Raw genomic sequence first — 18,844 nt, forward strand, 5'->3', positions numbered from 1 at the left:
CAAAAGGTGTTATAAAAGACAGTGAGCGTTGGTATTGTATTCAATGTGGAAACACTTCTTTGCAATATTTTGTGACTTACAATTCAACGATATTGGATAAAACAATCACATACTGTAGGCGATGCATTCAACTAGGCAGAATGGATAGTATTACAGATATATGTATCGTAAAAAGTTTTCAAAAAGCAACAAAAGCGAATTATCAGTTACCCTTTGAATTATCAAAGCAACAGCAATACGCTTCAGAAGCTATCATTCAAGCTATAAAAAATAATAATGATCTCTTGTTATATGCCGTCACAGGAGCAGGGAAAACTGAAATGATGTTTGAGGGTATTAGAATAGCTCGTCAAATGGGACATAATATTGCCATCGTATCACCTCGTGTAGACGTTATTATTGAGATAAGTCATCGAATTAAAGATGCTTTTATCGATGAACGTATAGATGTGCTACATCAATCCAGTAGACAGCAATATAATGGTCATTTTGTTATTGCTACTATCCATCAATTATTGAGGTTTAAACAGCATTTTGATACTGTATTTGTCGATGAGGTAGATGCTTTTCCGTTGTCTATGGATTCACAATTATCAAATGCAATACAACTTGCTTCAAAATTGAATCATTCACATATTTTCATGACGGCCACACCACCGCGTCATTTTTTAAAACAATTCCCCCCAGAAAAAATAATTAAGTTACCAGCCCGTTTTCACCGACACCCTCTACCTATTCCTAAGTTCAAATATTTCAAATTAAAATCAACGCGAAAACAAAATTTATTACTTAATTTATTTAGAAATCAAATTAACCAACAACGTTTTACTTTGGTCTTTTTTAATAATATAGAGATAATGAATAAAACGTATCAACAGTATAAAATGGACATCGCTGATTTGATTTGCGTTCACAGTGAAGATGATTTACGATTTGAAAAAATTGAAGATTTAAGACGAGGACAACACAAAATTGTATTCACTACAACTATTTTAGAAAGAGGATTCACCATGACACACTTAGATGTCGTTGTAGTTGATGCAGGAAGTTTTCAACAAGAGGCTTTAATTCAAATTGCTGGTCGCGTAGGACGTAAACAGCAGTCTCCAAGTGGCTTAGTTTTATTTCTTCATGAAGGTGTTACATTATCAATGGTTTTAGCTAAAAGAAACATTATTTCAATGAATCGGTTGGCAATTAAAAGGGGATGGGTTGATGCGTAAATGTATTCAGTGCAATCAAACTATTCAAGAGACCATTCATATTTATAACTTATTTAAACCACCTCAGATATTTTGTGAAAGATGTGAAACATTATGGCTTAACTCCAAAATTCATAAAGATGGTAGGTGTCCTAAGTGTCTTAATAACAAAATCTCTACTGATGGCGAATGTCATGACTGTCAATTTTTAAGTAAAACATTTTATTTAATGGAACAATTGTTTTGTGATTATAGTTATGATGGTGTGATGAAAGAAATCATACACCAATATAAGATTATGCGAGACTTCTATTTAGCAGAAGTATTGGCAAGAAGATTAGTTTTACCTCAAACGCAATATGATTATATAGTTCCAATTCCTTCTCCAATTGAACGCGACATTGAACGTACATTTAATCCGGTGACCACCGTCTTAGATAAAATGGGCATCTCATATCAAGATGTATTAGGTACACATATACGTCCTAAGCAGTCAAAGTTAGGAAAGGTTGAACGTTCAAAAGCCTCTAATCCATTTTATATAAAAGATGAAGAGATAAATATCGAAGGGAAAGTAATACTACTCATAGATGATATTTATACAACAGGGTTAACGATTCATCACGCGGGGTGTAAATTATATGATAAAAAAGTCAGAAAATTCAAAGTGTTTGCGTTTGCACGATAACATAAACATGGTAAAATATAGGTAAGAAGTATCAATATAGAGGTTTAAGGAGAGATTACTATGATTAGATTTGAAATTCATGGAGATAACCTCACTATCACAGATGCAATTCGCAACTATATTGAGGAGAAAGTAGGTAAATTAGAAAGATATTTTAACAATGTGCCAAATGCTGTAGCACATGTTAGAGTTAAAACTTATTCTAATTCTACAACTAAAATTGAAGTTACAATTCCTTTAAAAGATGTCACTCTTAGGGCTGAAGAAAGACATGATGATTTATATGCAGGTATTGATTTAATTACTAACAAATTGGAAAGACAAGTACGTAAATACAAAACTCGTGTAAATCGTAAACATAGAGATCGTGGAGATCAAGATATCTTTGTTGCTGAAGTACAAGAGTCTACAGCAAACAATCAAGCAGATGATATAGAAAGTGAAAATGATATTGAAATTATTCGTTCTAAACAATTCAGCTTAAAACCAATGGATTCTGAGGAAGCAGTATTGCAAATGAATTTATTGGGACATGATTTCTTTATTTTTACCGATAGAGAAACTGATGGTACGAGCATTGTTTATAGACGAAAAGATGGCAAATACGGTCTGATTGAAACAACTGAATAAATTGACTTGTATATTATAGACTATAATATTGCCAAAGTTGAATTAAGAATTCTTATCAGTTTATTGAATAAGGTAATAATGATTAATAGAATCGGGGTTACCAATACACATATGTATTCTTAGTTTGCTTGACTACAAATATAGAAGTTAATAAACATAGGCTGGGGCATTGTTTTGATATGTTCACTTCAAAGTAGATATGACATTAATCAAGCTTTGGAGTTCGTATTCTTAATAAGTGTCTCAGCTTATTTTGTGTGTTTAAATTTTGAATTCACAACCTAAATGAGTAATTAATAGACAGTATGCTTACAAATATGCTAGTGTGATTTGACGATTTATATTTAAACTTTGATTTTAAATTCCTATATTAGTTAATGGTATTGCGTTACATTATTTTTTAAAAACGTGTTTGATTGCGAGAAAAAAATGATTGCAACGTGTTAAAATAAAATTATTGTTAATTGAAGTGTCTATAGACATTTTACAATATAAATGATTGTCTATAGAAAAGAGGCTGTTGCTAGTTGAATCAAAGTGAAGTGTTGTGAAATATTGAGTTAACACGCATTACTTCATGAGTATATAAGTATAAATTTAGCGATATAAATGATAAGATAAATTGTTGTAAGCCAAACAGTTTTTAGTTAAAGGAGCGACGCGTGCAATGGGATTTTTATCGAAAATTGTTGACGGCAATAAAAAAGAAATTAAAAGATTAGGTAAGTTAGCAGATAAAGTACTTGCTTTAGAGGAAGATACTGCGATATTAACCGATGAAGAAATACGTGAAAAAACAAAATCTTTTCAAAAAGAGTTAGCAGAAATTGAAGATGTAAAAAAACAAAATGATTATTTAGATAAAATTTTACCTGAAGCTTATGCACTTGTACGTGAGGGGTCAAAGAGAGTATTTAATATGATTCCTTATAAAGTACAAGTAATGGGTGGTATTGCTATACATAAAGGTGATATTGCGGAAATGAGAACAGGTGAAGGGAAAACGTTGACTGCAACCATGCCGACGTATTTGAATGCTTTAGCCGGTAGAGGTGTACATGTTATTACAGTCAATGAATATTTATCAAGTTCACAAAGTGAAGAAATGGCTGAACTATATAACTATCTTGGCTTAACTGTAGGTTTGAACTTAAATAGTAAGTCAACTGAAGAAAAACGTGAGGCTTACGCACAAGACATCACTTATAGTACGAATAATGAACTTGGGTTTGATTATCTTAGAGATAATATGGTGAACTATGCTGAAGAGAGAGTAATGCGTCCTCTACATTTTGCAATTATTGATGAGGTCGATTCCATATTGATCGACGAAGCAAGAACACCTTTAATTATTTCTGGTGAAGCGGAAAAATCTACTTCTTTATATACTCAAGCAAATGTTTTTGCAAAAATGCTTAAAGCTGAAGATGATTATAACTATGACGAAAAAACCAAAGCTGTACATCTTACAGAACAAGGTGCAGATAAAGCTGAACGTATGTTCAAGGTAGATAATCTTTATGATGTTCAAAATGTGGAAGTGATTAGTCATATTAATACAGCTTTAAGAGCTCATGTTACATTGCAACGCGATGTTGATTACATGGTCGTTGACGGTGAAGTATTAATAGTTGACCAATTTACTGGACGTACAATGCCTGGACGTCGTTTTTCTGAAGGTTTACACCAAGCAATTGAAGCTAAAGAAGGCGTAGCAATTCAAAATGAGTCTAAAACGATGGCATCCATTACTTTCCAAAACTATTTCAGAATGTATAATAAGTTAGCGGGGATGACTGGTACAGCGAAAACCGAAGAGGAAGAATTTCGTAATATCTATAATATGACAGTTACTCAAATTCCAACTAACAAACCTGTTCAACGTAAAGATAATTCAGATTTAATTTATATTAGTCAAAAAGGTAAGTTTGATGCGGTAGTTGAAGATGTTGTAGAAAAACATAAAAAAGGGCAACCCGTCTTACTAGGTACTGTTGCTGTTGAGACTTCTGAATATATTTCAAATTTACTAAAAAAACGTGGTGTCAGACATGACGTATTAAACGCTAAAAATCATGAACGAGAAGCTGAAATCGTTTCAAACGCTGGGCAAAAAGGTGCAGTTACAATTGCCACAAATATGGCTGGACGTGGAACAGATATTAAACTTGGTGATGGTGTTGAAGAGTTAGGTGGACTTGCTGTTATTGGTACTGAGCGTCATGAATCAAGACGTATTGATGATCAATTACGTGGACGTTCAGGACGCCAAGGTGATAGAGGAGATAGTCGTTTTTACCTATCTTTACAAGATGAATTAATGGTACGTTTTGGTTCAGAACGCTTACAGAAAATGATGAACCGTTTAGGAATGGATGATTCGACGCCAATCGAGTCGAAAATGGTATCTCGTGCTGTAGAATCAGCTCAAAAACGAGTAGAAGGTAATAACTTTGATGCGCGTAAACGTATTCTAGAATATGATGAAGTTTTACGTAAGCAACGTGAAATTATTTATAATGAGCGTAATGAAATCATTGATAGTGAAGACAGTTCTCAAGTCGTTAACGCGATGTTACGTTCTACATTGCAACGTGCGATTAATCATTTTATTAATGAAGAAGACGATAATCCGGACTATACGCCATTTATTAATTACGTTAATGATGTGTTCTTGCAAGAAGGAGATCTTCAAGATACAGAAATTAAAGGTAAAGATTCAGAAGATATTTTTGAAATTGTGTGGTCTAAAATTGAAAAAGCGTATGCACAGCAACAAGAAACATTAGGAGACCAAATGAGTGAATTTGAGCGGATGATTTTATTACGTTCAATTGATACACATTGGACTGATCATATTGATACGATGGATCAATTGCGTCAAGGTATTCATTTACGTTCATATGCACAACAAAACCCACTTCGTGATTATCAAAATGAAGGTCATGAATTATTTGATATCATGATGCAAAATATCGAGGAAGATACATGTAAGTATATCTTGAAATCAGTGGTTCAGTTTGAAGATGATGTAGAACGTGAAAAATCTAAAAGCTTTGGTGAAGCAAAACATGTAACTGCTGAAGATGGCAAAGAAAAAGCAAAGCCACAACCGATTGTAAAAGGTGATCAGGTAGGTAGAAATGATCCATGCCCATGTGGTAGTGGTAAAAAATATAAAAATTGTCATGGAAAAGCGTAATCAATAAAATAGTTTAAATTTAAAGGCTGAGGCATATCTAATTATGAATGACTCAGTCTTTATTTACATCGCTTGTAAGTTAAATGCTTAGTAATATGATATAGAGATGAAATGGCCGTTTATTTTTAAAAAATAGACATATACTGTATGATATAAATATTATGACATAGTATGATTAAATAGGAGAGAAGATGAATGGAATTATCTGAGATTAAACGAAATTTAGAAGAATATCAAAATCACTTAAATCAAATTAGGGGGTCTCTTTGACTTAGAAAATAAAGAGACGAACATACAAGAGTATGAAGAAATGATGACTGATCCCGATTTTTGGAATGATCAAACTAAAGCACAAGATATCATTGATAAGAACAATGCACTAAAATCTATAGTAAATGGGTATTATCAACTGACAAATGCTGTTGATGATATGAGTGCGACGAGAGAGTTATTACAAGAAGAATATGATGAGGATATGAAGAAAGAATTAGAAGAGGAAGTTCAACAATTTGAAGAACAAATTGATCAATATGAATTACAATTACTCCTCGACGGACCACATGCTGCCAATAATGCTATATTAGAGCTTCATCCCGGTGCTGGCGGTACAGAATCACAAGATTGGGCAAGTATGCTTCTTAGGATGTATCAACGTTACTGTGAACAAAATGGCTTTAAAGTTGAAACAGTTGATTATCTTCCAGGAGATGAAGCAGGCGTTAAAAGTGTTACATTACTTATAAAAGGGCATAATGCTTATGGATATTTAAAGGCAGAAAAGGGTGTTCATCGTTTAGTTAGAATTTCACCTTTCGATTCATCTGGTAGACGACATACTTCTTTTGCATCATGTGATGTTATTCCTGATTTTAATAATGATGAAATTGAAATTGAGATTAACCCAGATGATATTACAGTGGATACTTTTAGAGCTTCAGGCGCTGGTGGACAACATATTAACAAAACTGAGTCTGCAATTAGAATTACACATCACCCTACAGGTATTGTAGTCAACAACCAAAATGAACGATCTCAAATAAAAAATAGAGAAGCTGCAATGAAAATGTTGAAGTCCAAACTTTATCAATTAAAGTTAGAAGAGCAAGAGCAAGAAATGGCTGAAATTCGTGGCGAACAAAAAGACATTGGATGGGGAAGTCAGATTCGTTCTTACGTCTTTCATCCATATTCAATGGTTAAAGATCATCGTACGAATGAAGAAACTGGTAAAGTAGACGCTGTTATGGATGGAGAAATAGGCCCGTTCATAGAAGCTTATTTAAGAAAAGAAATGGATCGACAAGACATATAATTGATACACGCATAATCATTATTTGATTTATCGATGATTATGCGTATTTTTCATTAAATAGAAAACAGACAAAATAGGGAGTTTATTTTTTAAGCTATATGTACTTTATATGTAGTCTGCATTTTCTAATGTTACCGAAGTAAATTTAGTCTCAGACGAGAATGACTTAAATTTGACCTGTACATCATAAGGTTAGGAACTAGTAGAGTAGATAATTATCTCTTAGTGTAAAAACACTCTTTTTAACTATTATATTACATCAATATAACAATACCCTTAGCCTCATTTGATTGTGCTATATTAAATTTGTGAATTAATAATCAACTAGCAAAGGAATGACAACTAGATGAAAAAAACGCTAACTGTAACGTTAAGTTCGATTGCAGCTTTTATTGCAATTAACACTGCAGCTAACGCACAAGAATCTGAGACGTCGCAACTAGACTCATATGCAACGAGTGATGTAATTACAAATCAATCAAACTTAGGTATTTACACTGTAAAACCTGGAGATAGTTTATATAAAATTGCTTTAGAACATCATCTTACTTTAGAAGAACTTTATGCTTTAAATCCTGGTATAGAACCTCTTATTTTTCCAGGAGATGAAATTGTAGTATCTGAAACTGCATTTGAACAATTTAATAACACAAACACATTCGTAAATTATGAAACTAACTATATTCCAGTAGGATATAATAATGTATCAACTGATACATCCAACACTACTTATGATAATTATAACAGTGAATCAACTGATACATACTCTGTGCCAAACGCCTACAATGGTCTAAGAAGTGTATCTAACTCAGGTAATTTATACACTACTGGTCAATGTACTTATTATGCATTCGATCGTCGCGCTGAGCTAGGGAAACCAATTGGAAGTCTATGGGGCAACGCTAGTAACTGGGCATATTCAGCTAATCAGGCTGGCTTTAATGTAGATCACACACCTGAGGTTGGTGCTGTATTCCAAAGTGGTTCGGGTCAAAATGGGGCTGGCGCTTATGGACATGTTGGCGTTGTTGAATCAATCAATTCTAATGGTTCTGTAACTGTTTCGGAAATGAACTGGAATGGTGGCGTTAACGTAAAATCTTACAGAACTATTAGCAATCCTAATTCATATAATTACATTCACTAAATGACTATTTATATTCAAGGTGTGAATGAACTTAGCGTATAACTGTCTCTTATGTTATATAAACGTTCTAGACAATTAAATTGAACATCATGTTGGTAGAACAACTTCTTCATATATATCAACATGTTTTATCCATAAGTTACGTATTAGAGTAGAATAGTGAGTTCAAAATGAATTCATTATTCTACTTTTTCTTTTATAATAAAATAGAAATGATTTACATGATAATTTACTTTCAATAATAATATTGATTGATATAATAACAATAAGAATATAGACTAATTTTAATATTAAGGAGGTGTCTTATTATGGGAGTGCATCAATATTTTAAAAGACTATCAGATTTAGAAAAATTAATAAGATTACCAGGTAAATTTAAATATTTTGAACATAATGTTGCTGCTCATTCTTTTAAAGTAACTAAAATTGCGCAATATTTAGCTACTGTCGAAGAATATCATGGAAATAAAATCGATTGGAAGAGTCTCTATGAAAAGTCACTCAACCACGACTTTGCTGAAGTGTTTACAGGTGATATCAAAACACCGGTAAAATACGCAAGTAAGGAATTAAAACATTTATTCTCCCAAGTTGAAGAAGAAATGGTAGATACGTTTATCAAAGAGGAGATACCAACACAATATCAGCACGTGTATCGTGAACGTTTACAAGAAGGTAAGGATGATTCTCTAGAAGGTCAAATTCTATCTGTTGCTGATAAAATTGATTTATTGTATGAAACATTTGGAGAAATACAAAAACGTAATCCTGAGCCACTATTTTTTGAAATATATGAAATGAGTTTAGAAACTATTATACAATTTGATCACTTAGAATCTGTAAAAGATTTTATTGAAAATGTAATACCTGAAATGCTCACAGAAAACTTTATTCCTCGAACTGAATTACGTGAAACAACAATGTCAATTCTAAGCAGAAGAAATGGGTGACGATAATGATTTGGTATGTTTGTGCGGCCTTTTTTCCTTGTATATTAGTTGTGCTGTTTAGTGTGGTGACTAGAAGTAAATGGATTGGTACATTAGTCACATTGATAATAATAGGTGCATCAGTTTATAAAGGATTCTTTCACAACGAATGGATTATTTTTATAGATGTGACAAGTTTATTAGCTGGTTATTTAATAATTGATCAACTTGAATTTCATAAGAACCAAAATGATTCTTAAGATGTGTTTATGCAAACAAAAATTTTGAAGTATTTGTTTTTTTGATTTATTATTACTTTAAACTGTAATTATAGTGATTATGATTTAATTTAAAAATTGTTGGATTATTATTTATTGTTCATTTTTTACTTTAAATTAATGTTTATATTATTTTGAATATTAAGTAATCCATGGTGTAAACATTAATAACTAAATATTAATTAGTAAATATTTTAATGGCTAGAACATAATAATTGATACATTGTGAATATAAAAGCGAAAGATTTTGAAGTACAGTGTGTATATAATATGTATTTGATCGTACTTTTAAAAAAACATCGCACAGCATACATTACTGATAAATAAAGCTCTAAGACAATTTCTTGCATTAGAAATCATCTTAGAGCTCTTGTTTTAGAATAAGCATTAAAAATGTTAAATTTCACAAGCGAACAAATGTTTGTATTGTTCTTTTAGAATTTGTTAAAATAGAAAATGATATTCATGAGAAAGTAATTGATACGAGATGTGTAAAATCTTTATAAATGATTACAATAATAGGAGGCGTATTTTGGAATGGTAGAACATGTTCCATTTAAGTTAAAGTCTGAATTTGAGCCACAAGGTGATCAGCCACAAGCGATACAAAAAATTGTGGATGGCGTAAATGAAGGGAAACGTCATCAAACCTTATTAGGTGCAACTGGGACAGGTAAAACTTTTACTATGAGTAACGTAATTAAAGAGGTTGGTAAACCTACACTTATTATTGCACATAACAAGACATTAGCAGGTCAACTATATAGTGAATTTAAAGAATTTTTCCCAGAAAATAGAGTTGAATATTTCGTTAGTTATTACGACTACTATCAACCTGAAGCATATGTGCCTTCAACAGATACCTTTATTGAAAAAGACGCCTCCATTAACGATGAAATTGACCAACTACGACATTCTGCTACAAGTTCTTTATTTGAACGTGATGATGTCATTATTATTGCAAGTGTTAGTTGTATCTATGGTTTAGGTAATCCTGAAGAATATAAAAATTTGGTTGTTAGTGTACGTGTTGGTATGGAGATGGAACGAAGCGAATTGTTGAGAAAGTTAGTTGATGTACAATACTCACGTAATGACATAGATTTTCAACGTGGTACATTTAGAGTGCGTGGGGATGTTGTTGAAATATTCCCGGCTTCTAGAGAAGAAATGTGTATTCGCGTAGAATTTTTTGGTGATGAAATTGATCGTATCAGAGAGGTTAACTATTTAACTGGGGAAGTAATTCGAGAACGTGAGCATTTTACAATTTTCCCAGCTTCGCACTTCGTTACTCGTGAAGAGAAAATGAAAGTAGCTATTCAAAGAATCGAAAAAGAATTAGAAGAGAGACTAAAAGAATTACGTGATGAGAATAAATTATTAGAAGCACAAAGGTTAGAACAACGTACTAACTATGATTTAGAAATGATGAGAGAAATGGGCTTTTGTTCAGGTATTGAAAACTATTCTGTTCACTTAACTTTAAGACCATTAGGTTCAACACCATATACATTACTTGATTATTTTGGAGACGATTGGCTTGTCATGATTGATGAGTCACACGTTACGTTACCTCAAATTCGTGGTATGTACAATGGGGATAGAGCTCGTAAACAAGTATTAATAGACCATGGATTTCGTTTGCCAAGTGCGTTGGATAACCGACCATTAAAATTTGAAGAATTTGAAGAAAAAACAAAACAACTTGTTTATGTTTCAGCTACACCAGGCCCATATGAGTTAGAACATACAGATGAAATGGTTGAACAAATTATACGACCTACTGGTTTACTTGATCCTAAAATTGATGTGCGTCCAACTGAGAATCAAATCGATGATCTTTTAAGTGAAATCCAAGATCGCGTTGACAAAGATGAGCGTGTACTTGTGACAACACTTACTAAAAAAATGAGTGAAGATTTAACTACATATATGAAAGAAGCTGGGATTAAAGTTAATTATTTACACTCAGAAATTAAAACATTAGAACGAATAGAAATTATTCGAGACTTACGTATGGGTACTTACGACGCAATAGTTGGAATCAATCTGCTGAGAGAGGGTATAGATATACCTGAAGTATCCTTGGTTGTAATTTTAGATGCAGATAAGGAAGGCTTCTTACGTTCTGATAGATCTCTTATTCAAACTATTGGGCGAGCAGCACGTAATGACAAAGGAGAAGTCATTATGTATGCGGATAAAATTACAGATTCCATGCAATATGCGATAGATGAAACACAAAGACGTAGAGAAATACAAATTGCTCATAACAAAGAACATGGCATCACGCCGAAAACAATTAACAAAAAGATCCACGACGTCATTAGTGCTACTGTGGAGAGCGATGAAACAAATCAACAACAACAAACTGAGTTACCTAAGAAAATGACAAAGAAAGAACGTCAAAAAACAATAGAAAATATAGAAAAAGAAATGAAAAAAGCAGCCAAAGATTTAGATTTCGAAAAAGCTACAGAGTTAAGAGATATGTTATTTGAATTAAAAGCAGAAGGGTGACGATTAAATGAAAGGACCGTCAATTGTAGTAAAAGGTGCGCGAGCACATAATTTAAAAGGAGTAGATATTGAATTACCTAAAAACAAGTTGATTGTCATGACTGGACTTTCAGGCTCAGGTAAGTCTTCGTTAGCGTTCGATACTATTTATGCTGAAGGTCAACGACGTTATGTGGAATCGTTAAGTGCATATGCGCGACAATTTTTAGGACAAATGGACAAACCTGATGTAGATACCATTGAAGGTTTGTCACCGGCAATATCTATTGATCAGAAGACGACAAGTAAAAACCCACGTTCTACCGTTGCCACTGTGACTGAAATCTATGATTATATTCGATTATTATATGCGCGTGTCGGTAAACCGTACTGTCCTTACCACGGTATAGAAATTGAATCACAAACTGTTCAACAAATGGTTGATCGTATTTTAGAATTGGAAGAACGTACAAAAATTCAATTACTCGCACCAGTCATTTCACATAGAAAAGGAAGTCATGAAAAGTTAATTGAAGATATAGGTAAGAAAGGATATGTGCGTTTACGTGTTGATGATGAAATCGTCGATGTAAATGAAGTGCCTCAATTGGATAAAAATAAAAATCACACAATTGAAGTTGTTGTTGATAGACTTGTAGTTAAAGACGGCATTGAGACGCGTCTAGCGGACTCTATTGAGACAGCACTTGAACTTGCTGAAGGTAATTTAACAGTTGACGTTATTAATGGAGAGGAACTTAAATTCTCTGAGAACCACGCATGTCCTATTTGTGGTTTCTCTATTGGTGAATTAGAACCAAGAATGTTTAGTTTCAATAGTCCGTTTGGTGCGTGTCCAACTTGTGATGGTTTAGGTCAAAAACTAAAAGTAGACCTAGATTTAGTCATTCCAGATAAAAATAAAACTTTAAATGAAGGCGCAATTGAACCATGGGAACCAACAAGTTCGGATTTTTATCCAACTTTATTAAAACGTGTATGTGAAGTCTACAAAATTAATATGGATAAGCCATATAAAAAATTGACTGATAGACAAAAAAACATACTGATGAATGGTTCTGGAGAAAAAGAAATTGAATTTACATTTACGCAACGAAATGGTGGTACTCGTAAACGTAAAATGGTTTTTGAAGGTGTGGTACCTAATATTGACCGTCGATACCATGAATCTCCCTCTGAATATACACGCGAAATGATGAGTAAATACATGACAGAGTTACCGTGTGAAACTTGTCATGGCAAACGTTTAAGCAAAGAAGCGTTATCTGTATATGTAGGCGACTATAATATAGGTGAAGTCGTTGAATATTCAATTAAAAATGCACTTTATTATTTCGAAAACTTAAAATTAAGCGATCAAGATAAATCGATTGCAGATCAAATTTTAAAAGAGATTATTTCAAGATTATCATTTTTAAATAATGTTGGTTTGGAATATTTGACCTTAGATCGTTCATCCGGAACTTTATCTGGAGGGGAAGCACAACGTATTCGTTTAGCAACACAAATTGGTTCACGATTAACCGGAGTACTGTATGTTTTAGATGAACCTTCAATTGGATTACATCAAAGAGATAATGATAGATTAATTAACACTTTAAAAGAAATGCGTGATTTAGGTAATACACTCATTGTCGTTGAACATGATGATGATACAATGAGAGCAGCTGATTATTTAGTTGATGTGGCTCCCGGACCCGGTAACCACGGTGGAGAGGTTGTCTCAAGTGGCACCCCTAATAAAGTAATGAAAGATAAAAAGTCCTTAACGGGTCAATATTTAAGTGAAAAAAAACGAATAGAAGTCCCTGAATACAGACGCGAAATCACCGATAGAAAGATTCAAATTAAAGGTGCTAAAAGTAATAATTTAAAAAATGTAAATGTAGACTTCCCACTATCCGTCTTAACTGTAGTTACAGGTGTGTCAGGTTCTGGTAAAAGTTCACTCGTCAATGAAATTTTATATAAAGCATTAGCTCAAAAAATTAATAAATCTAAAGTGAAACCTGGGAATTTTGATGAAATCAAAGGAATCGATCAATTAGATAAAATCATTGATATTGATCAATCGCCAATAGGTAGAACTCCACGTTCTAACCCAGCCACATACACGGGTGTCTTTGATGACATAAGAGATGTCTTTGCACAAACGAATGAAGCCAAAATACGAGGTTATCAAAAAGGTAGATTTAGTTTTAATGTCAAAGGTGGACGATGTGAAGCTTGTAAAGGTGATGGAATTATAAAAATTGAAATGCATTTTTTACCAGATGTCTATGTACCTTGTGAAGTGTGTGATGGTAAACGCTATAATCGTGAGACTCTAGAGGTAACATACAAAGGAAAAAATATTGCGGATGTGTTAGAAATGACTGTTGAAGAAGCTACGCATTTCTTTGAAAATATCCCTAAGATTAAGCGTAAATTACAAACACTTGTAGATGTTGGGTTGGGGTACATTACTTTAGGTCAACAAGCTACTACATTATCTGGTGGTGAAGCGCAACGTGTAAAACTCGCATCAGAATTGCACAAGCGTTCAACGGGGCGTTCTATTTATATTCTTGATGAACCAACTACAGGATTACATGTTGATGATATAAGTCGTTTATTAAAGGTATTGAATCGTATAGTGGAAAATGGTGATACGGTCGTTATTATCGAACACAATCTTGATGTTATTAAAACGGCAGATCATATTATTGATTTAGGTCCAGAAGGCGGTGAAGGTGGAGGAACAATCATCGCAACTGGTACACCTGAAGAAATCGCTCAAAATAAAGAATCTTACACTGGTCAATACTTAAAACCAGTATTAGAGAGAGACAGAGTTGAATAGTAAGATGTATGACTAGTAATAAAATGATAGATTAACTTAAAAAGCTCTAAGATGACTTTTACACAAAGAATCTTAGAGCTTTATATATCAAATTAATTTCATTAATTTGAGCATAAATCATCAAATAGTTATTTGAATTTCGATTTAGATTGTTATTTAAGGTATATTTTTTAACTCAATCAATCAACTACTCAATTGTATAATGGAAAAAATCTAGTTTGTCTCAAAACAGTAATGATTTAAGAAACTTTTAAAATTTTAAATCATCATTTTAATATAAAACATGAGTTGATTTTTGATATGATAATAGAAAAGGAAGATACGAATGGCTTATGAAATTTGAGGTGAATGCATGTTAACAACAGATAGATTAGTTAATACGTTAAATTTAGAATTACTTACTGGTGAAGAAGGTTTAGATAGACCAATTAAAAACACAGATATTTCACGTCCAGGATTAGAAATGGCTGGATATTTTTCACATTATGCTTCAGACCGTATTCAATTATTAGGGACAACGGAGTTATCATTTTATAATTTACTTCCAGATGAAGAGAAAAAAGGAAGAATGAGAAAGTTATGCCGTCCTGAAACTCCAGCGATTATTGTTACACGTGGGTTAGAACCACCAGAAGAACTCATACGTGCATCTCAAGAAACGCATACACCAATTATTGTTGCGAAAGATGCCACAACGAGCTTAATGAGTAGGTTAACGACATTTCTTGAACATGAACTCGCGAAAACCACTTCTTTGCACGGTGTACTTGTTGATGTTTACGGAGTAGGTGTACTAATTACAGGAGATTCTGGCATTGGAAAAAGTGAAACTGCATTAGAATTAGTCAAACGTGGTCATAGATTAGTGGCTGATGATAATGTAGAAATCAAAGAAATTACTAAGGATGAACTTGTAGGCAAACCTCCTAAACTTATCGAACATTTGCTAGAGATTCGTGGTCTCGGTATCATTAATGTTATGACTTTGTTTGGAGCAGGATCAATATTAACTGAAAAACAAATTCGATTAAACATTAATTTAGAAAATTGGAATAAGAATAAGTTATACGATCGTGTAGGTCTTAATGAAGAAACATTGAAAATTCTTGATACGGAAATCACTAAAAAAACGATACCAGTTAGACCAGGGCGCAATGTAGCAGTAATTATTGAAGTAGCGGCTATGAATTATCGTCTTAATATCATGGGTATTAATACAGCAGTTGAATTTAATGAGAGACTTAATGAAGAAATCGTTCGAAATAGTCATAAAAGTGAGGAGTAACACACATGAATATTACATTAGGATATATCGATCCTGTTGCCTTTAGCTTGGGACCAATCCAAGTTCGATGGTATGGAATTATTATTGCTTGTGGTATCTTACTTGGATACTTCATTGCACAAGCAGCATTGAAACAGGTTGGATTACATAAAGACACTTTAATCGATATTATATTTTATAGCGCGATTGTTGGATTCATAGTTGCGAGAATATATTTTGTTACATTTCAATGGCCATATTACATGAATCACTTGAGTGAGATACCAAAAATTTGGCATGGTGGTATAGCCATACATGGCGGCTTAATTGGTGGGCTTATCACGGGGATTATTGTTTGTAAAATCAAAAATCTACATCCATTTCAAATAGGAGATATTGTGGCACCAAGTATTATTTTAGCTCAAGGGATAGGACGCTGGGGAAACTTTATGAATCATGAAGCGCATGGAGGACCAGTATCTAGAGCTTTTCTAGAACATTTACATTTGCCAGACTTTATTATTAGAAATATGTATATTGAAGGTCAATATTATCACCCGACATTTCTATATGAGTCAATTTGGGACGTGATAGGTTTTGTCATTTTAATTACTTTAAGGAAACGTCTAAAACTTGGAGAGACATTCTTTGGTTATCTTATTTGGTATTCTGTAGGACGCTTCTTCGTTGAGGCTATGAGAACCGATAGTTTGATGCTTACGAGTCATATACGTGTAGCGCAACTTGTTTCTGTCGTGCTTATTATGATTAGTGTGATATTCGTAATTTATAGAAGAGTTAAATATCAACCAATAAAATATAAAAATTCAGGACCATTAACATGGCCGATTAAAAAGGCTAAGTGATTATTTTGAGAAGATTAAGTAAAGAAAAATATCATCAAGTGAATCCTTTATGGCATATATATAGAAAAATTAAATTCATAAAAGTGCTAAAGCAAACGTTGATTATAGAAATTGCAAGATTTATTCCTAGTATGAAACTTAAAAATAAAATATATAAAAAGCTTTTAAAAATGGATGTCGGGAATCATACTTCATTTGCATATAAAGTGTTGCCTGATTTGTTTTATCCAGAATACATTTCGGTTGGCAAGAATACAGTCATTGGTTATAATACAACAATATTAACTCACGAAGTACTTGTTGATGAGTGGAGAGTGGGGAAAGTCATTATAGGCGATTACACTTTAATAGGTGCAAATACGACAATATTGCCAGGAATAACTATAGGAAAGCATGTTAAAATTGGTGCGGGTACGGTTGTGTCTAAAGATGTTCCCGATTACAGTTTTGCATTTGGTAACCCTATGCAAATACAATTAGATTCAGGAGGTGACAACGAATGGCACAAAAAGAAAATAACATCATTCCAATGATTTTTGATGAGGCTTTTTACCGAAAAATGGCTACCCAAAAGTGGCAACAACAGAACTACAAGAAAGCGGCAGAATATTATGAAAAAGTGCTTGAGTTGTCACCTGAGGATTTTGATATTCAACAACACTATGCGCAATGTTTAGTTAAATTAAATATCGGCAAAAAAGCAGAACATCTTTTTTATGAGAATATTGTTAAAGACTTTCATGTAGAAGAAAGCTTCTATGAACTAAGTCAATTAAATATAGAATTAAACGAGCCAAACAAGGCATTCTTGTTTGGTATTAATTATGTAATATTGTCAGATGATAAAGATTTTAGAGAAATGCTTGAAAAAACATTCGAAGTCACGTACACAAGTGAACAAAAAATTGAATTAGAAGCACAATTGTTTTCAACACAACTTTTATTTCAATTTCTCTTTTCACAAGGTAGGCTAGAAGAAGCCCGAGCATTTATTTTGAATCAATCTTACGAGATTCAACAGCATAGGGTGATTAGGAATTTACTTGCAATGTGTTATTTGTATCTAGGTGAGTATGATAGTGCCAAAGCAATGTTTGAAGAACTTTTAAAGGAAGATAATTCAGATGTGCATGCACTTTGTCACTACACATTATTACTTTATAATAAAAAGGAAACAGAAAAATATCAAAAATATCTTAAAATACTTAATAAAGTAGTACCACTAAATGACGACGAAACCTTTAAATTAGGAATTGTATTGAGTTATTTAAAACAGTATCGTGCTTCTCAGAATTTACTTTATCCACTTTATAAAAAAGGTAAATTTGTCTCTATTCAACTGTATAATGCATTGAGCTTCAATTTTTATTACCTAGGAAATAAAGACGAAAGTATTGAGATGTGGAGCAAGCTCACTCAAATTTCTAAAGTTGATGTAGGTTATGCACCTTGGGTAATTGAGGAAAGTAAAACGGTATTTGAATCACGAGTGTTACCATTATTACTAGATGATAATAATCATTATCGACTTTACGGTATTTTTTTACTTCATCAATTAAATGGAAAAGAAATACTAATGACTGAAGATATTTGGTCAATTCTTGAATCAATGAATGATTATGAGAAACTTTATCTCACATATTTGGTACAAGGCCTCACACTCAATAAATTAGATTTTATACACAGAGGTATGCAAAGGTTGTATAATTTTAAGCAATTCAAATATAACACGTCTTTATTTACAGATTGGATTAATCAAGCAGAAATGATTATAGCTGAAAATGTAGATTTAGTAGATGTCGATAGATATGTCGCTGCATTTGTTTACCTATCATATCGTCGTTCTAGTCAACCATTCACTAAGAGACAATTGATGGACGATTTTGATGTTTCTAGATACAAACTGAATAAAACAATTGAATTTATATTGAGCATATAAATTTATGAAATGAAAAGTATGA

The 18,844-nt window shown here is 32.7% G+C and carries 14 protein-coding genes; all 14 read left to right on the forward strand.

Annotated features, from left to right (window positions below; genetic code table 11):
- Window positions 1-1,223, forward strand: a 1,223-nt coding sequence (locus tag HMPREF3058_RS07405) for a DEAD/DEAH box helicase family protein (RefSeq protein WP_256280249.1), incomplete at its 5' end; no start/stop codon positions are given.
- Complete coding sequence (locus HMPREF3058_RS07410) at window positions 1,216-1,890, forward strand: ComF family protein (protein ID WP_002486656.1); 675 nt, start codon at window positions 1,216-1,218, stop codon at window positions 1,888-1,890. The genes HMPREF3058_RS07405 and HMPREF3058_RS07410, both read left to right, overlap by 8 nt.
- A 60-nt stretch (window positions 1,891-1,950) precedes the next feature.
- Entirely contained in the window at window positions 1,951-2,520 is a 570-nt protein-coding gene (gene hpf / locus HMPREF3058_RS07415; protein ID WP_002445942.1) for a ribosome hibernation-promoting factor, HPF/YfiA family, read from the forward strand.
- Window positions 2,521-3,187: 667 nt separating this feature from the next.
- Window positions 3,188-5,722, forward strand: coding sequence for a preprotein translocase subunit SecA (secA, locus tag HMPREF3058_RS07420; RefSeq protein WP_002476191.1), 2,535 nt, complete (start codon window positions 3,188-3,190; stop codon window positions 5,720-5,722).
- Between the two features lie 195 nt (window positions 5,723-5,917).
- Window positions 5,918-7,034 (forward strand): peptide chain release factor 2 gene (gene prfB / locus HMPREF3058_RS07425; RefSeq protein WP_141755967.1). Its coding sequence is split into 2 segments (ribosomal slippage): window positions 5,918-5,989 and window positions 5,991-7,034, totalling 1,116 coding nucleotides; the frame shifts between segments, so codons are not numbered across the junction.
- A 346-nt stretch (window positions 7,035-7,380) separates the two neighbouring features.
- Complete coding sequence (locus HMPREF3058_RS07430; RefSeq protein ID WP_002445945.1) at window positions 7,381-8,181, forward strand: COG3942 and LysM peptidoglycan-binding domain-containing protein; 801 nt, start codon at window positions 7,381-7,383, stop codon at window positions 8,179-8,181.
- Between the two features lie 308 nt (window positions 8,182-8,489).
- Window positions 8,490-9,131, forward strand: coding sequence for a YfbR-like 5'-deoxynucleotidase (locus HMPREF3058_RS07435; protein ID WP_002476221.1), 642 nt, complete (start codon window positions 8,490-8,492; stop codon window positions 9,129-9,131).
- Between the two features lie 5 nt (window positions 9,132-9,136).
- Window positions 9,137-9,370, forward strand: coding sequence for a CsbA family protein (locus tag HMPREF3058_RS07440; RefSeq protein ID WP_002445947.1), 234 nt, complete (start codon window positions 9,137-9,139; stop codon window positions 9,368-9,370).
- A gap of 555 nt (window positions 9,371-9,925) precedes the next feature.
- Window positions 9,926-11,911: an excinuclease ABC subunit UvrB gene (gene uvrB, locus HMPREF3058_RS07445; protein ID WP_002445948.1), complete on the forward strand. Its 1,986-nt coding sequence runs from the start codon at window positions 9,926-9,928 to the stop codon at window positions 11,909-11,911.
- Between the two features lie 7 nt (window positions 11,912-11,918).
- Window positions 11,919-14,753 carry an excinuclease ABC subunit UvrA gene (gene uvrA, locus HMPREF3058_RS07450; protein ID WP_070731245.1) on the forward strand — a complete coding sequence of 945 codons (2,835 nt, stop codon included), beginning with the start codon at window positions 11,919-11,921 and terminating at the stop codon, window positions 14,751-14,753.
- A 352-nt stretch (window positions 14,754-15,105) separates the two neighbouring features.
- On the forward strand, window positions 15,106-16,038 hold the full coding sequence (gene hprK, locus HMPREF3058_RS07455) for an HPr(Ser) kinase/phosphatase (protein WP_002445950.1): 933 nt from the start codon (window positions 15,106-15,108) through the stop codon (window positions 16,036-16,038).
- A gap of 5 nt (window positions 16,039-16,043) precedes the next feature.
- Window positions 16,044-16,883 (forward strand): prolipoprotein diacylglyceryl transferase, encoded by an 840-nt coding sequence (gene lgt / locus HMPREF3058_RS07460; protein WP_002445951.1) that lies wholly within the window; start codon window positions 16,044-16,046, stop codon window positions 16,881-16,883.
- Window positions 16,880-17,416 carry an acyltransferase gene (locus HMPREF3058_RS07465; RefSeq protein ID WP_002445952.1) on the forward strand — a complete coding sequence of 179 codons (537 nt, stop codon included), beginning with the start codon at window positions 16,880-16,882 and terminating at the stop codon, window positions 17,414-17,416. Before lgt ends, HMPREF3058_RS07465 begins: the two co-directional genes overlap by 4 nt.
- Window positions 17,383-18,822: a tetratricopeptide repeat protein gene (locus HMPREF3058_RS07470; RefSeq protein ID WP_002491223.1), complete on the forward strand. Its 1,440-nt coding sequence runs from the start codon at window positions 17,383-17,385 to the stop codon at window positions 18,820-18,822. Before HMPREF3058_RS07465 ends, HMPREF3058_RS07470 begins: the two co-directional genes overlap by 34 nt.
- Window positions 18,823-18,844 lie beyond the last annotated feature (22 nt).

Origin of the sequence: Staphylococcus sp. HMSC068G11 (genome assembly GCF_001815825.1) — a bacterium.
GTDB lineage: Bacteria > Bacillota > Bacilli > Staphylococcales > Staphylococcaceae > Staphylococcus > Staphylococcus epidermidis.

Bases quoted from the DNA above. Each gene is read 5' to 3' on its own strand.
- HMPREF3058_RS07410 (WP_002486656.1), top strand. From the start codon at position 1,216: ATGCGTAAATGTATTCAGTGCAATCAAACTATTCAAGAGACCATTCAT.
- hpf (WP_002445942.1), top strand. From the start codon at position 1,951: ATGATTAGATTTGAAATTCATGGAGATAACCTCACTATCACAGATGCA.
- secA (WP_002476191.1), top strand. From the start codon at position 3,188: ATGGGATTTTTATCGAAAATTGTTGACGGCAATAAAAAAGAAATTAAA.
- HMPREF3058_RS07430 (WP_002445945.1), top strand. From the start codon at position 7,381: ATGAAAAAAACGCTAACTGTAACGTTAAGTTCGATTGCAGCTTTTATT.
- HMPREF3058_RS07435 (WP_002476221.1), top strand. From the start codon at position 8,490: ATGGGAGTGCATCAATATTTTAAAAGACTATCAGATTTAGAAAAATTA.
- HMPREF3058_RS07440 (WP_002445947.1), top strand. From the start codon at position 9,137: ATGATTTGGTATGTTTGTGCGGCCTTTTTTCCTTGTATATTAGTTGTG.
- uvrB (WP_002445948.1), top strand. From the start codon at position 9,926: ATGGTAGAACATGTTCCATTTAAGTTAAAGTCTGAATTTGAGCCACAA.
- uvrA (WP_070731245.1), top strand. From the start codon at position 11,919: ATGAAAGGACCGTCAATTGTAGTAAAAGGTGCGCGAGCACATAATTTA.
- hprK (WP_002445950.1), top strand. From the start codon at position 15,106: ATGTTAACAACAGATAGATTAGTTAATACGTTAAATTTAGAATTACTT.
- lgt (WP_002445951.1), top strand. From the start codon at position 16,044: ATGAATATTACATTAGGATATATCGATCCTGTTGCCTTTAGCTTGGGA.
- HMPREF3058_RS07470 (WP_002491223.1), top strand. From the start codon at position 17,383: ATGGCACAAAAAGAAAATAACATCATTCCAATGATTTTTGATGAGGCT.